A 15,440-nucleotide genomic window follows, 5' to 3' on the forward strand; every position below is an offset into this window, starting at 1 on the left:
TGAGCCCGTCTTTGTGCCTCCTCAGAAGAATTTGTGGGTGAGCCAGTCGGGCTCCGGCAGGTTCCGGAGCGTACGACACATACCCTGCGGAGCAGGGAGAATTCAACGCAAAGGCGCAAAGGCGCAAAGGCGCAAAACCACGGAGGAGAAATGAATGAGAATGAGATAACCAAGCTCGTCGTCGACGCGGCGATCGAGGTGCATCGCAGCCTTGGAGGTCCGGGGCTCCTCGAAACCGTCCACGAAGAGGCGATTGACCCTCTCCCTTGCCTTTTTGCGTCTTTGCGCCTTCGCGCCTTGGCGTTAAATTCCGGGCGAGCGGCAGATCGTCGCTTGCTCCCCGCCGGCCGCCGGCGCAGGGCGCGCCGGCGGGGGTGAGCTGGCTTCAGCGCGCGCCGGGCCCGCTGCCGGGCGCGGCGCCGGCCGTCAGCGCAGGCCGCTCTTCACCGCGGAGATGAGCTCGCCGTTCGAGGTGTCGCCGCTCAGCTCCCAGAACATCGCGCCGCCGAGCCCCTTGTCCTTGATGTAGCGCATCTTGACCCCGAGCGACGCCGGGTTGTCGTAGCTCCAGAACTCCGTCCCGTTGAAGGTGTAGAAAGCCTTCGTGTCCGGGTGGGTGAAGCCGGGGTGGCCCTTGGCCTTCAGGACCTTGTAGTCCTCGATGCCCGCCTCGTACGTGCCCGGGGCCGCGCCGGCGGCCGACTGCCACACGCCCTGGTTCACGTTGGCGACGCCGGTCCAGCCGCGACCGTAGAAGGGCACCCCGACCACCAGCTTGCTCGCCGGCGTCCCGCCGTTCAGCCACGCCGCGACCGCCTCATCGGTGCTGTACTTCAGCGCCTTCGCGGGGTTCGAGCCGGAGTTGAACAGCGGCGAATGGAAGTTCGTCGTGCTCTCCCAGGCGCCGTGCATGTCGTACGTCATCAGGTTGATGAAATCGAGGTGCCGGTGGATCTCGCCGACCTGGATCTTGTCGATCTTGTCGATGCCAGCGGGCGCCGCGATGGTGAGCAGCAGCCCGGGGCGCACCGCGTTGAGCTGATTGCGGAACTCGCCGAGCAGCGCCGTGAAGTTCTGGGTGTCCTCGGGGCGCTGGTTGCAGGTGCTGCCGCAGGCGGCCGGGTACTCCCAGTCGATGTCGATGCCGTCGAACACGCCGGCCCAGCGGGGATCCTTGATGAAGAGATCGACGCAGGACGAGACGAACGCGGCGCGGTTCGCGGGCAGGGCCGCGTCGGAGAAGCCGGCCGACCAGGTCCAGCCGCCGAGCGAGATCAGCACCTTGAGGTGCGGGTGCTTCCGCTTCAGCTTGCGCAGCTGGTTGAAGCTGCCGCGGAGCGCGCCCGCGTCCCAGGTGTCGGCGACGCCGTCGACGCTGTCGGCGGCGCTGTAGGCCTTGTCGTAATCAGCGTAGGTGTCGCCGAGCTGGCAGCGGTTGCCCACCACGTTGCCGAACGCGTAGTTGATGTGCGTGAGCTTGGCGGCCGACCCGCTCGTGTCGATGTTCTTGACGTGGTAGTTGCGGCCGTAGACGCCCCACTCCGCGAAGTAGCCGATCACCTTCTTGCCGCCGCTGTCGCCGCCGCCCGAGCCGCCGCCGCCGCCCGCGCCGCCGCCGCCGCCCGCGCCGCCGCCGCCGCCCGCGCCGCCGCCGCCGCCCGAACCGCCGCTGCCTCCCGAGCCGCCGCTGCCGCCCGAGCCGCCGCTGCCGCCCGAACCGCCGCTGCCGCCAGCGCCAGCGCTGGTCGTGCTGGCGCTCGTGCTGGTGCCACCACTGACCACCTTCCAGAGCGCCGGGACGATCGGCGGCTCCCACCCCGGAAGAGAGGTGTGCGCCTGGATGCAGCTATAGGTGACACCGCCGTAGGTCACCTGGGAATTGACCGCATACGCGGTGTACGGCGCCCAGGCGGCAGTAGCGGCCTGCTCCGTCGCGTCGATCTCGGCTCCATCGGGGCCAAGGCCATCTCCGCCATCGAGTCCGCCGCAGGCGGCCAGGGCCATGACAGCAAAGATCGGCAGGGTCGTGAGCGAGGAAAGCTTCATGGCTGATCTCCTTGGGTGTGCCGGTGTCCCGGTCTCCGGTTGTTGCAAACGTTGCAAACGTGATGAGCAACTGGCGTACCGGTCCTGGCGGTGACACCGACGCTCGGCGCCACGGCCCCGCGGCACCCCCGTTTCGAGCGCCGCCATGAGGAGGCGCGCCGCGATCGCGCCCGGCCACCCCGGCCAGCAAGGGGGGCGATCCCGGAGATCACCGTGCGATCGCCCCGATCGCGGGAGAGCCGCCGGATCGCCCCCCAGCGATCCCGACGATCGCGCGGCGACGGCCCGGTTCAGCGCTCTTCCTCGGTCATCCCGCCAGCGGCGCGCGATCGAGATCCGGGGCACGACGCTTGCTCTTCTGCGGATCCGTGGACGGAACCATCGTGCTCCCCAGCCAGGAACCGACCGAGGCGCATCGGGGTAGGATCGCCGCCGAAATGCACCCCGGCGAATTCCTGACGCTCCTCGCACCGCTCTCCGGTCCCATCGTGCCCATCGAGTCGGTCCCCGACCCTGTCTTCGCCGACAAGGTGGTCGGCGACGGCATCTCGATCGATCCGACCACCCGCACGTTGCTCGCCCCCTGCGACGCGACGGTGACCCAGCTCCACGCGGCGCGGCACGCGATCACCCTGAGCGCCGCGGGCGGCGTCGAGATCATGATCCACGTGGGGATCGACACCGTCGGCCTGAAGGGCGAGGGCTTCACGGCGCTGGTGAGCCAAGGGGACAGGGTGTCCGCGGGCCAGGCGCTCCTCGAGTTCGACGCCGATCACATCCTCCGCAACGCGCCCAGCCTGCTCACGCAGATCATCCTCCTGAGCGGCGAGACGAGCGCGATCGTCGAGCGCGCGAGCGGCGTGGCCACGGCCGGCGCGAGCCGCCTCATGAGCGTGGGGCCCCGGCGCAAGGCCGCGGACGACGCGCAGCGGGCGTCGAGCGCGGGCGAGGCCGGCGCGTCCAGGCCGCCGCCGCGGGCCACGGTCGGCGTCACGTCCGCCGTCGTCGCGGTGCCCAACCCGCACGGGCTGCACGCGCGGCCGGCCGCGGTGCTCGCCAGCGAGGCGAGGTCGTTCGCCGCCGCCATCAGCGTGGAGCTCGCCGGCCGCAACGCGAACGCGAAGAGCGTCGTCGCGCTGCTGAACCTGGGCGCGGGCCCGGGCGCCGAGCTGCGCATCGTCGCGAGCGGCAGCGAGGCGGCCCGGGCCGTGGCGCGCCTCGTCGAGCTCGTCCGCAGCGGGCTCGGCGAGGACCTCTCCGCCGCCCCGACCGCGCCCGAGCGCGCCGCCCCCGCCTCCCCTGCCCCCGCGCCGCGCGCGCCACGCTCTACCGACGACCCGCGGCGCTTCCACGGCGTGAGCGCCGCGCCCGGCCTCGCCATCGGCCCGGTCTGCAAGATCGACCCGCTCGCCGTCGAGGTCGAGGAGCACGCGACCGACACGGAGGCGGAGCTCGCGCGCCTGCAGAAGGCGCTCTCGCACACCCGGCTCGAGCTGAAGCAGCTCGTCGCCGGGTCGGGCAAGCGCGCCGAGCAGGCCGAGATCTTCAGCGCGCACCTCACGATGCTCGACGATCCGGACGTGATCACGCGCGCCGAGGTCGCCATCGTGGAGGGCAAGTCGGCCGCGTTCGCGTGGCGCGAGGCGGTGATGTCGTCGTACCGGGAGCTCGCGGGCCAGTCGAACCCCCTGCTCGCCGCGCGCGCCAACGATCTGCGCGACGTGGGCGGCCGCGCGCTGCGGCACCTCGCCGGCGGCGACGAGGCGCAGGCCGCGCCGGCGGGCAGCGTCGTCGTCGCGGAGACCCTGACGCCCTCCGAGGTCGTGCGGCTCGCGGACCAGGGGGTCGCCGGCCTCGTCAGCGTGCTCGGCGGCACCACCTCGCACGCGGCGATCCTGGCGCGCTCGCTCGGCGTGCCGTACCTCGTCGGCGCCCCGGGGGCGCTGCTCGATCTCGAGGCGGGCGCGACGGCCGTGCTCGACACGCTCGACGCCGACGAGGCGGCGCTGCTGCTCCGCCCGACCGACGCCGAGCTCGACACCTACCGCGACCGGCTCGGGGCGCGCCGGGCCCTGCGCGCGCGGCAGGAGGCGGCCGCGGCGGAGCGCGCGGTGACCCGCGACGGCGTCCACGTCGCGGTGCTCGCCAACATCGCGAGCGCCGACGACGCGCGCACGGCCGTCCGGCTCGGGGCCGAGGGCGTGGGCCTCCTGCGCACCGAGCTGATGTTCTTCGATCGCGCCACCGCGCCGACCGAGGCCGACCAGACCGCCGCGTACCAGGCGATCGCCGACGCGCTGGGCGATCGCCCGCTCACCATCCGCACGCTCGACGTCGGCGGCGACAAGCCGCTCTCGTACATGCCGCTGCCCGCCGAGGACAACCCGCTCCTCGGCATCCGCGGCCTGCGCATCGGCGCGCTCCACCCGACGATCCTGCGCAGCCAGCTCCGCGCGATCCTCGCGGCCCGGGCCCGGGGCGCGCACCGCGTCCTCCTGCCCATGGTCTCGAGCCTCGACGAGCTCCTGGAGGCGAAGCAGGTGCTCGAGGAGGAGCGCCGGCGCGCCGGGTCGCCCCCGGTGGAGCTCGGCGTGATGGTCGAGGTGCCGTCGGTCGCGATCCAGGCCGATCGGTTCGCGGCGGAGGTCGATTTCTTCTCGATCGGCACGAACGATCTCACCCAGTACACGCTGGCCATGGACCGCACCCACCCGCGGCTCGCCGGCCGGCAGGACGCGCTGCACCCCGCGGTGCTCCGGCTCATCGACGCGACCGTGAAGGCCGCGCAGAGGCGCGAGCGCCACGTGGGGATCTGCGGCGCTGTCGCGAGCGATCCCGAGGCCGTGGCCGTGCTGATCGGCCTCGGCGTGACGGAGCTCAGCGTCAGCGTCCAGGCGATGCCGGAGGTGAAGTCGAAGATCCGCGAGCTCGACGCCGCGAGGTGCCGGGAGATCGCGAAGGCCGCGCTCGATCTCGGGACCGCCGCCGAGGTGCGGGCGCTGCTCTCGCCGGGCGCGCGCCCCGGCTGAGCGTCATCCGTCATTCCGCCGCAGCATGCGGGCCGGGGGCCGTCGCCGGCGCGACGCGAGGGCCGCCCCGCCCACGGGAGAAGGAGCTTCGAATGAGAGGGTTCAACGAGCTGCAGCGCATCGGCAAGGCGCTGATGCTGCCCATCGCGGTGCTTCCGGTCGCGGGCCTGCTGCTCCGGCTGGGGCAGCCCGACGTGCTCGACGTCGCGTTCGTCGCCCAGGCCGGCGGCGCGATCTTCGACAACCTGGCGCTGATCTTCGCCGTGGGCATCGCCGTCGGCCTCGCGCACGAGCGGAACGGCGTGGCCGGGCTCTCCGGGATGATCGCCTACCTGGTGATCACGGGCGGGGTGAAGACCATCGACGACAAGATCAAGATGGGCGTCCTCGCCGGCATCCTCGCCGGCGTCCTCGCGGGGGCGATGTACAACCGCTTCCGCGACACGAAGCTACCCGCCTTCCTCGGCTTCTTCGGCGGCAGCCGCTTCGTGCCCATCGTCACCGGCGGCGCGAGCCTCGCCCTCGCGCTCGTGCTCGGCTTCGTCTGGCCGCCCGTGCAGGCCGGCATCGACGCGATCGGCGGCTGGATCGTGGCCTCGGGGCCGGTCGGCGCCTTCTTCTTCGGCGTCCTGAACCGCCTGCTCATCCCGACCGGGCTGCACCACATCCTCAACAACCTCGCCTGGTTCGTCGTCGGCTCGTTCGAGGGCGCGAAGGGCGTGGTGACCGGCGATCTGAACCGCTATTTCGCCGGCGATCCCTCGGCGGGCGCGTTCATGGCCGGCTTCTACCCGGTGATGATGTTCGGCCTGCCGGCGGCGTGCCTGGCGATCTACCGCACCGCGCGCCCGGAGAACCGCAAGGCCACCTTCGGCGTGATGTTCTCGGCCGCGCTGACCGCCTTCTTGACGGGCATCACCGAGCCCATCGAGTTCGCGTTCATGTTCCTCGCCCCCGCGCTCTACGCGGTCCACGCCGTGCTGACCGGGATCTCGCTGGCGCTGCTCGACGTGCTCGGCGTCAAGCACGGGTTCAGCTTCTCCGCCGGGTTCATCGACTACGCGCTCAACTACGGCCTCTCGACCAAGGGCTGGATGATCGTGCCGGTCGGCCTCGCCTACGCGGTCGTCTATTACGGGCTCTTCGTCGTCTGCATCGAGCGGTTCAACCTGGCCACGCCGGGCCGCGAGGCGGCGGCGACGGTCGCCGCGCCGGCGCCCGGAGGCGGGCCCCGCGCGGAGGCCGAGGCCGACGGCGGGCTCGCCGGGCAGCTCCTGCGGGCGCTGGGGGGCCACGCGAACATCCGCGAGCTCGACGCGTGCATCACCCGCCTGCGCCTGGTCATGGTCGACCGCGATCTCGTGAAGGACGCGGACCTGAAGGCGCTCGGCGCGAAGGGCGTCGTGCGCCCGGGCACGGACGGCCTGCAGGTGATCCTCGGCCCGATGGCCGAGTCGGTCGCGCGGGAGATGCGGGAGCTCCGGGCCGACGCGCCGGCCGCGCCGGCCGCATCGGCGGCGACGGCCGCGTCCGGCGTGCGCAAGGCGGCGAGCGCCGCGCGCGAGGGCGCGTCGGCCGCGCTCTCGGCGCGGGTCGAGCGCTGGCTCGCGGCGCTCGGCGGCGCCGCCAACGTCGTGTCCGTGGAGGGATTCTCGAGCGGGCGCGTGCGCGTCGAGCTCGCCGACGACGCCTCGGTCGACGAGGCGGCGCTCGAGGCCGCGAGCGTGAAGGGCGTGATGCGCCTCCCGGACCGGGTCGTCCACCTGCTGGTCGGCCCCGAGGCGCCGCGCTACGCCGCCGCGCTCGAGCAGAAGCTCAAGGGGTGATGCCGTGGATCTGGAGGGCAACATCCTCACGCCGGACGGCTGGCTCCGCGGGCGCGTGCGCTTCGGCGCGCGGGTCGAGGAGGTCGAGGGCGCGCCGATCTCCGGGCCTGCCGGAGGGCCCTGGATCCTGCCCGGCTTCATCGATCTGCACGTCCACGGCGGCGGCGGACGGGACGTCATGGAGGGCGGCGACGCGCCCCGGGCGATGGCCCGCGCGCACGCGGCGACAGGGACCACGAGCCTGCTCGCCACCACGATGACGGCCCCCATGCCGGAGATCGCCCTCGCCCTGCGCGCGATCCGGGCCGCCATGGACGCGCGCCGCCGCGGCGAGGCGCGCGTCCTCGGCGTGCACCTCGAGGGCCCGTTCCTCAACCCGGGTCGGCTGGGCGCGCAGCCCCCGTGCGTGGCGAGCGGCGACATCGACGCCGCGCGCGCGCTCCACGCCATCGCCCCGATCCGCGTGCTCACCCTCGCGCCGGAGCTCCCCGGCCACCTGGAGCTCATCCGCGAGCTGTCACGCCTCGGGATACGGGTCCAGGTCGGGCACACGCTGTCGAGCTACGACGACGTCGCGGCGGCCCTCGCGGCGGGGGCGAGCGGCTTCACCCACCTCTTCAACGCGATGAACGGGCTACACCACCGCGAGCCCGGCGCGGTGGGGGCTGCCCTCGCCCACGGCGACTTCGCCGAGCTGATCCCGGACCTCGTCCACGTCCACCCGGGCGCCATCCGGGCCGCCCTGCGCTGCATCCCGAGGCTCTACGCCGTGACCGACGGCACCGCGGCGTCGGGGATGCCGGACGGGCCGTACCAGCTCGGCGCGCACGCGGTCACGAAGTGCCAGAACAGCGTGCGGCTCCCCGACGGGACGCTGGCAGGGAGCTGCCTGACGATGCACCAGGCCTTCAAGAACCTTGTCGGCCTCGGGCTCTCCGTGGCCGAGGCGTCGCGCCGCTGCAGCCAGTTCCCGGCCGAGCACCTCGACCTCGCGGACCGCGGGCGCGTCGCGCCGGGCTGCTTCGCCGATCTGCTGGTCGTGGACGACGATCTCGCCCTGCGGCGGGTCCTCGTGGAAGGAGAGCCCCTTGAGTAGCCGGACGAGCTCGATCATGGCCGAGGAGGCCCGCTCCGCCCCGGCGGTCGTGGCGCAGCAGCTCACCCAGGACGAGCCTGCCTACCGCGCGCTCGGCGCCCGCCTGCGCGCGGCGCCGCCGCCGTCGGTGGTCACGATCGCGCGCGGCAGCTCGGATCACGCCGCGGGCTACCTCGCCTACCTCGCGATGACGCAGCTCGGCTGCCCTGTCGCGAGCCTGCCGCCCTCGGTGGTGACGCTCTACCGCGCGCCGCTGCGGCTCCCGGGCGCCCTGGCGGTCGCAGTGTCGCAGTCGGGGCAGAGCCCTGACGTGGTGAACACGCTGGAGGCCTGCGGCGCCGCGGGCGCGGTGACGGCGGCCCTCGTGAACCAGCTCGGCTCGCCCCTCACCCAGGTGGCCGCGTCGACGCTCCCCCTGCGCGCCGGCCCCGAGCGCAGCGTCGCCGCCACGAAGAGCTTCATCGCCAGCCTGAGCGCCATGGCCCGGCTGGTGGCGTGCTGGAAGGAGGACGCCGCCCTGCTCGACGCGCTGCGCGCGCTGCCGGACGCCCTCTCCGCCGCGAGCGCGGTCGACGTCGGCCCGCTCGTGGGCGCGCTGGCCGGCGAGGAGCGCCTGCTCGTGCTCGGGCGCGGCCCGGGCTTCTCCATCGCGCTGGAGGCGGCGCTCAAGTTCAAGGAGACGTGCGGTGTCCACGCCGAGGCGTTCACGGTCGCCGAGGTGCAGCACGGGCCGATGGCCCTCATCGACGAGCGGTTTCCCCTCCTGATCTTCGCCCCGCGCGGCCCGGCCCAGGCGGGCCTCGTCCGCGTGGCGGAGGACTTCCGGGGGCAGGGCGCGAAGGTGATCCTGGTGGGCCCTGCCGGGCTGCCGGGGGTGAATCTCGCGGTGCCCGAGTCGCCGCACGAGCTGCTCGACCCGCTCTGTCAGGTCCAGGCGTTCTATCTCGCGGCCGCGGCCCTGGCCGAGGCCAGAGGGCTGGACCCCGACGCGCCGAGACGGCTGAAGAAGGTCACGAAAACACTGTAGGAGTGCGCCATGCGAAGGCCTGTTTTCCACTTTGGGCTGCTCGCCGCGGCCCTGTTCATGTCAGGGTGCGCCGACGACGAGACCCCCTCGTCCACGGGGAGCACCACGATGAGCACCAGCACGGGCGGTGACGGCGGCGACGGCGGTGGCGGCACCGGCGTCGGTGGCGACGGCGGCGCCGGCGGCGAACCGGGTACCGGCGCGGGCGGCGACTCGGCGCAGCAGCGCCCGTCCGGCGCCGACATCGCCGTGCGCTGGGAGGTGCTGGACAACACCAAGAACCCCGCCGTGAGCTTCGGCTCGGCGCTGACGATCACCAACCATGGATCGGTCGCGCTCGGGAGCAGCGGCTGGACGCTCTGTTTCAACTTCGTCCGCACCATCGTGCCCGAGAGCCTGCCAGCGGGGGTGAAGGTCACCCACATCAACGGCGACTTCTTCAAGATGGAGCCCACCCAGGCATTCCAGCCGGTGCCGCCGGGCGAGAGCGCGGTCATCCCCTTCGACGCATCGTTCTGGGCCATCAAGGAGACAGACGCGCCCGCGGGCTTCTATTTCGTGTTCACGGACGAAGCGGGCGTGGCCTCCACGCCGGAGCCGGTCGGCTCCGAGACCGTCGCGCCGTTCGTGGAGGAGAAGCAGACCGACAGGTTCCCCGGCGACATCACGCCCGTCCCGACGGCGGAGTCTCGTTATGACGAGAACCAGGCTGTCCGCCTGCTCCCGGCGGCCGAGGTGGACAGGATCGTCCCCTCGCCCGTGCACCTCGAGGCAGGCGCCGGAGCGCTCGTGTTGTCGTCCGCGGTGCCCATCTACCACGCTGCCGGGCTCCAGGCCGAGGCGGCCTTCCTGGCGGAGGCGCTGGGGACGCTGCTCGGCGACGCGCCGGAGGTCCGCGAGGGCGCGCCGCCCGCCGGGACGGCGGCGATCTCGCTGACGACGGGCGCGATCGACGTCGGCGGCCGGCCGCGGCAGGCGGGCGACGAGGCCTATCGTCTCACGGTGACCGAGGAGGGCATCGCGATCGTGGGCAGCGACGCGGCCGGGGTCTTCTACGGGATCCAGAGCCTGCGCGCCCTCGCGCCCGTGGAGGCGTACCGGGCCGCCCAGCCCGAGATCGCGATCGACGCGGTGACGGTGGAGGACGCCCCGCGCTTCGCGTACCGCGGCATGCACCTCGACGTCGCGCGCAACTTCCAGCGCAAGGAGGCCGTGCTGAAGCTGCTCGACCTCATGGCCTTCTACAAGCTGAACCGGTTCCATTTCCACCTCACCGACGACGAAGGGTTCCGCATCGAGGTGAGCGGCCTCCCCGAGCTCACCGAGGTAGGCGCCCGGCGCGGCCACACGCTGGACGACCGCGACCAGATCGTCCCCTCGTTCGGCTCCGGCCCTGATCCGGAATCGCCGAAATCGAGCGGCAGCGGCCATTACACCCGCGCCGAGTTCGTCGAGATCCTTCGCCATGCAAGGGCGCGCCACATCGAGGTGATCCCCGCGATCGACATGCCGGGCCACGCCCGCGCGGCGGTCAAGGCGATGGAGGCGCGCCACGCGAGGCTCGCGGCCGAGGGCGACCAGGAGGGAGCCGAGGAGTACCTGCTCAGCGATCTCGACGACGCCTCTCAGTACATGTCCGTGCAGATGTGGCACGACAACGTGATGAACCCTTGCCGGGAGTCCACGTACAGGTTCGTCGAGAAGGTCGTGGGCGACATCGTCGCGATGTACGCCGAGGCCGGCGCGACGCTCACCACCTTTCACACGGGCGGCGACGAGGTGCCGGAAGGCGTCTGGGAGCAGTCCCCCGCGTGCGAGGCGCTCCTCGGTCAAGCGTCGGGCGTCGACTCGGCGGAGGACCTGGCGAGCCATTTCCTCCGCAAGATCGGCGCGATCGTGGCCTCCCACGGCCTTGTCACCGGGGGCTGGGAGGAGATCGGCCTCATGAAGGTGCAGGAGGGCGACGGCGTCGACAAGGAGGCCAACCCCGAGTTCGTGAGCAGCAATTTCAGGCCGTACGCGTGGAACAACGTCTGGGGCTGGGGCGACGAGGACAACGGCTACAAGCTCGCCAACGCGGGTTATCCGGTGGTCCTCTCCAACGCCACCAACCTGTATTTCGACCTCGCCTACGACAAGGATCCTGCGGAGCCCGGCTATTACTGGGCCGGGTTCGTGGACACGCGGCAGCCCTACGAGTTCGTGCCGCTCGACGTCTACCGGAGCGCCCACGCCGATCGCATGGGCAACCCGATCGATCAGGCCGAGGTGTTCCGGGATCACGTCCGGTTGACCGACGCCGGCCGGGCGAACATCCTCGGCATCCAGGGGCAGCTCTGGGGCGAGAACGCCAAGGGGCAGCGAGCGATGGAATACCTGATCTTCCCGAAGCTGGTCAGCCTCGCGGAGCGGGCCTGGGCGCCCGACCCGGCGTGGGCGGCGGAGGACGACGCCCAGGCGCGCGCGGGCCTGCTCGCCGAGGCGTGGAATCGCTTCGCCAACAGCCTCGGGCAACGCGAGCTCCCGCGGCTCGACCGCCTGAGCGGCGGCGTGGACTACCGGCTTCCGCTGCCGGGCGCGCGCATCGAGGGCGGCCAGCTCATGGCGAACGTCGCGTTCCCCGGGCTGCAGATCCGCTACACGACCGACGGCGCCGAGCCCGGCGCCGAATCGCCGGTCTACAGCGGCCCGGTGGCGGTGAGCGGCGTCGTGAAGCTCAGGACGTTCGACACGCGCGGCCGCGGCAGCCGCACCTCGGTGCTCGATCCGGGCGCGTCGGGCGCGTCGGGCGCCTCGGGCGAACGACGGGCGGCGCGGTGAGGGGCTGGTCGCGGTGAGGGGCTGGTCGAGGATCGCGGCGCGGCGGAGGGCCTTCGTGGCCGTCCTCGCGCTGCTCCCCGGCTTGCCTGGCTGTTACATCGATCTCGACGGCCTGAGCGGCGGGGCCGAGGACGGCTCCGGCGCGAGCTCGGGCACAGGCACCACAGGCACGGGCAGCCCCGCCCCCGGCGACCCGGAGGGCTGCGCTCCCGGGGATTGCAGCGTCCAGTGCGTCGTCGCAGGGCCCGAGGCGGCCGGCACGCCAGCCGCGATCGCCGCCGTGGGGCCCCACGTGGTGTGGACCAGCCGCGCGGCCGATCGCGTCCGCCGCCTCGATCCCGCGACCGACGCGGTGGAGGACCTCGTGCCGTTCACCCCGCGGCCGGGCCTGCTCGCGGCCGCCGAGGGGCTCGTCGTCTGGGTCGCCGACGACGGGCTCTGGTGGTGCCCGGCCGACGGCTGCCCGGCCGGCGCGACCTCGCTCCTCGCCTTCGGTCCTGCCGACGCCGAGGCCGTGCGCGGCCTGGCGACGGACGGCCGGCACGTGTACTGGACGCGCGACGAGGAGAGCGGCACCGCCGGCGAGCTGCTGCGCTGCCCCGTCGCGGAGGGCTGCGGCGCGGCGCCGGAGCTGCTCGCGCCGAGCCAGTCCCACCCGCGCGGGGTGGCGGTCGCCCCGGGCGACGCGGGCGACGTCGTCTGGGTCCAGCACGGCGAAGGCGCCGCGTTCGGCAAGGTGCTGCGCCTGGACAAGACCGCCACGTCGCCGGTCATGGCCACGCAGATCGCGGTGCTGCTCGACTACCCGGACCGCGTCGCGCTCGGCGCCGGCGAGGTGGTCTGGACCTGGGTCGACCCGGCCGGCGCGGCGGGCGGCGTCTCCCGCTGCGACCTCGCGGCGTCGTGCGCCGCGGAGTCGCTCGCGCCGCAGACCGAGCCGGCGCGGCCGCTGCACGAGCCCGCGGCGATCGCGGTCGACGGCGCGGACGCATACTGGGTGAACCGCGGCGGGGGCACGCTCATGCGCTGTCCGACCGCCGGGTGCCCCGGCTACCCCGAGGTGCTGGCCGAGGGCCTCACGCGCCCCTCGGCCGTGGCGGTGCAGGGCGCGTGCGTCTACGCGGTCGACGAGGCCGGCGGCGGCCGCGTGGTGCGCGCGCCGCGGTGAGCGGGCGTCGCCAGCGGACGAGGGCGCGGCGCTGAGCCGTCGCCGCCGGCGAGCTGCCGCGTGACCAGCCGGCGGTAGAGCCCCTCCTCGGCGAGGAGCGCCGCGTGCGCGCCGCTCTGCACGATCGTGCCTCCATCGATGACCAGCACCCGATCGGCGCCCATCACCGTGGAGAGGCGGTGAGCGATGATCAGCGTCGTGCGCCCCTTCATCAGCGCGTCGAGCGCCCCCTGCACGAGGTGCTCGCTCTCGGCGTCGAGCGCGCTCGTCGCCTCGTCGAGCACGAGGATCCGGGGGTCCTTGAGCATGGCGCGGGCGATGGCCACGCGCTGCTTCTGCCCGCCGGAGAGCTGCACCCCGCGCTCGCCGACGAGCGTCCGGTACCCCGCCGGGAACCGCGCGATGAAATCGTGGGCGTTCGCCGCGCGCGCGGCCGCCTCGACCTGCTCGTCCGAGGCGCCCTCTCGGCCATAACGGATGTTGTCGGCGATGCTCGCGGCGAAGAGCAACGGCTCCTGCGCGACGAGCCCGATCTGCCGGCGGAGCCACGCCGGCGAGAGCTCGCGGAGGTCGCGCCCGTCGAGGAGGATACGGCCCTCGTCCGGGTCATAGAACCGCAGGAGCAGCGCGGCGATCGTCGATTTGCCCGCGCCGGACGGCCCGACGAGGGCGATGACCTCCCCTGGCCGCGCGGAGAGGTCGATGTCCTTGAGCACCGGCGCGTCCCTGCGGCTCGGGTAGCTGAAGCGCACGCGCTGGAGCTCCAGGCGCCCCTCGACGGCGAGCGGCTCGACGCCGCCCGCGTCCGCCATGGCCGGCTCGCGATCGAGGAGGTCGAAGATGCGCTCGGCGGCGCCCGCGGCCTTCATGAGCTGGGCCCAGAGGTCGCTCAGGCCGCCGAGCGCGAAGGCGACGAGGACGGTGTAGACGAGAAACGAGGTGAGCCCGCCGAGCGTCAAACGCCCGTCGACCACGAGGTGACCGCCGTACCAGAGCACGAGCGCCGCGGCGGCGTAGCCGGCGAACGTCACGAGGCCCATGAAGCCCGCCGAGGCGCGGATCCGCGCCCGGGCGACCTCGAGCGACGCGCCGATGCGGCCGGCGTAGCGATCCACCTCGCGCCGCTCGGCCGCGAAGGCGCGGACGGTGCGGATGCCGGAGAGCGCCTCCTCCGCGGCCTCGCTGGCCCGAGCGAGGGAGTCCTGGACGGCGCGGGAGAGCTCGCGGACGTGGCGCCCATAGGATACCGAGCCGAGCGCCACGAGCGGCACCACGGTGAGCATGAGGAGGGTGAGCCGCGGGGACGTGATCAGGAGGAATGCGGCGCCGCCGATCACGGACGCGGCGCACCGAACCGCCATCGAGACGTTCACGCTGACCGCGCCCTGGAGGACCATCGTGTCCGACGCGAGGCGGCTCGTGAGCTCGCCTGTCCTGTGATCGTCGAAGAACGCCACCTCCTGCCGGAGGAAGTGCGCGAAGAGCTGCGCCCGCAGCCGGGCGACGATGCGCTCGCCTGCCGTCGAGAAGAGGACGTGGTGCAGGGCGGCGGCCGCGGTCTGGATCGCGACGAGGACCACGAGCCAGAGGGCCGCGCGGTCGACCGCCTCGACGCTGCTGCCCGGCTTGAGGGCGTCGTCGAGGATCACGCGGATCGCCTGGGGGAGCAGGAGGCCCATCGCGCTCCCGACGCCCAGGAACAGGGCGCCGAGCGCGAGGTCGCCGAGCTCGGGGCGGGCGAGGAGGAGGAGGCGTCGGAGGTGCGTCGGGCCGGGGCGCCCCTTGACAGGACTCTGCATGACGAGCGCGAACGTAGCAATCGCCGTGCGCGCGGGCGCTTCGCGGACAGCGCACGTCGGACGGCCGGTGTCCTGTCGTCGGCGCCCTGGATCCCGCGGCGAGGGTCCCCTCTCAGGCGCAGTGAGGCAGGCCGCGCCCCGACCCGCTGGTACGGGCGCATGACAGGTGACACGCGCCGGTTACAGCTCACCTGACACGGCCCCGTGACAGCGCCCCGGCGCGTGACACCGCGCCGCGGCGATGAGCGCTGACGGCCTGGCGAGGATCCGAGGGCCACGCTGCAGCGGTTTCACCTGGGCCGCGCAACGACGCGCCGTGATGCGGAGCGCCCTCTCCACGCCTGGTCCAGCGGTTGCAAACGCCCCGAGCGAGGCGCGCGGTGAGTCGCGCGCTTCGATGGACCACGAAACAGGAGAATTGAACATGGCCCCCATGGATAATGCGATGCTCGATGTGATGATCACCAGCGTGAAGACGAACGCGCCCGAGCCTCAGCTGGAGGAGGAGGGCGGCAACCACGCCTACTCGTACTTCACCGGGACGTGTGGGCGCGTCTGCACGGCGCTGACGCACTTCGCCTGCTGCCTCTCCGGCTGATCCTCGACGCGACCGGGGCGGCCGGCGGGAC

Annotated in this window: 9 protein-coding genes; 7 read left to right on the forward strand and 2 right to left on the reverse strand. The window is 73.1% G+C overall.

All coding sequences use genetic code 11. The annotated features are described in order from the left end of the window. Window positions 1–426: 426 nt before the first annotated feature. Window positions 427–2,046, reverse strand: coding sequence for a glycosyl hydrolase family 18 protein (locus tag WME96_RS27835; RefSeq protein WP_437284615.1), 1,620 nt, complete (start codon window positions 2,044–2,046; stop codon window positions 427–429). Window positions 2,047–2,483: 437 nt separating this feature from the next. Here WME96_RS27835 and ptsP point away from each other — a divergent pair, with 437 nt between their 5' ends. From ptsP to WME96_RS27865, 6 genes are all read left to right on the forward strand, one after another. After that, window positions 2,484–5,075, forward strand: a complete 2,592-nt coding sequence (gene ptsP / locus WME96_RS27840; protein WP_437284616.1) for a phosphoenolpyruvate--protein phosphotransferase — start codon at window positions 2,484–2,486, stop codon at window positions 5,073–5,075. A gap of 92 nt (window positions 5,076–5,167) precedes the next feature. Beyond that, window positions 5,168–6,901, forward strand: a complete 1,734-nt coding sequence (gene nagE / locus WME96_RS27845; protein ID WP_437284617.1) for an N-acetylglucosamine-specific PTS transporter subunit IIBC — start codon at window positions 5,168–5,170, stop codon at window positions 6,899–6,901. Between the two features lie 4 nt (window positions 6,902–6,905). Continuing rightward, a complete protein-coding gene (nagA, locus tag WME96_RS27850) occupies window positions 6,906–7,997 on the forward strand; it encodes an N-acetylglucosamine-6-phosphate deacetylase (RefSeq protein ID WP_437284618.1) in 1,092 nt (363 codons plus the stop codon). 16 nt (window positions 7,998–8,013) lie between these two features. Further along, window positions 8,014–9,024 carry an SIS domain-containing protein gene (locus WME96_RS27855; protein ID WP_437292370.1) on the forward strand — a complete coding sequence of 337 codons (1,011 nt, stop codon included), beginning with the start codon at window positions 8,014–8,016 and terminating at the stop codon, window positions 9,022–9,024. A 9-nt stretch (window positions 9,025–9,033) separates the two neighbouring features. Next, a complete protein-coding gene (locus WME96_RS27860) occupies window positions 9,034–11,844 on the forward strand; it encodes a family 20 glycosylhydrolase (protein WP_437284619.1) in 2,811 nt (936 codons plus the stop codon). 13 nt (window positions 11,845–11,857) lie between these two features. Further along, window positions 11,858–13,012, forward strand: coding sequence for a hypothetical protein (locus WME96_RS27865; protein ID WP_437284620.1), 1,155 nt, complete (start codon window positions 11,858–11,860; stop codon window positions 13,010–13,012). On the opposite strand, the gene WME96_RS27870 is transcribed toward WME96_RS27865, so the two are convergent. After that, a complete protein-coding gene (locus tag WME96_RS27870) occupies window positions 12,961–14,811 on the reverse strand; it encodes an ABC transporter ATP-binding protein (protein ID WP_437284621.1) in 1,851 nt (616 codons plus the stop codon). The genes WME96_RS27865 and WME96_RS27870 overlap by 52 nt on opposite strands. Window positions 14,812–15,235: 424 nt before the next feature. Between WME96_RS27870 and WME96_RS27875 the strand changes: the two genes are divergently transcribed. Next, window positions 15,236–15,409, forward strand: coding sequence for a hypothetical protein (locus WME96_RS27875; RefSeq protein WP_437284622.1), 174 nt, complete (start codon window positions 15,236–15,238; stop codon window positions 15,407–15,409). The last annotated feature ends 31 nt before the right edge of the window (window positions 15,410–15,440 follow it).

The sequence above is a fragment of the Sorangium sp. So ce406 genome, assembly GCF_051474675.1.
Taxonomy (GTDB): Bacteria; Myxococcota_A; Polyangia; order Polyangiales; family Polyangiaceae; genus Sorangium; species Sorangium cellulosum_G.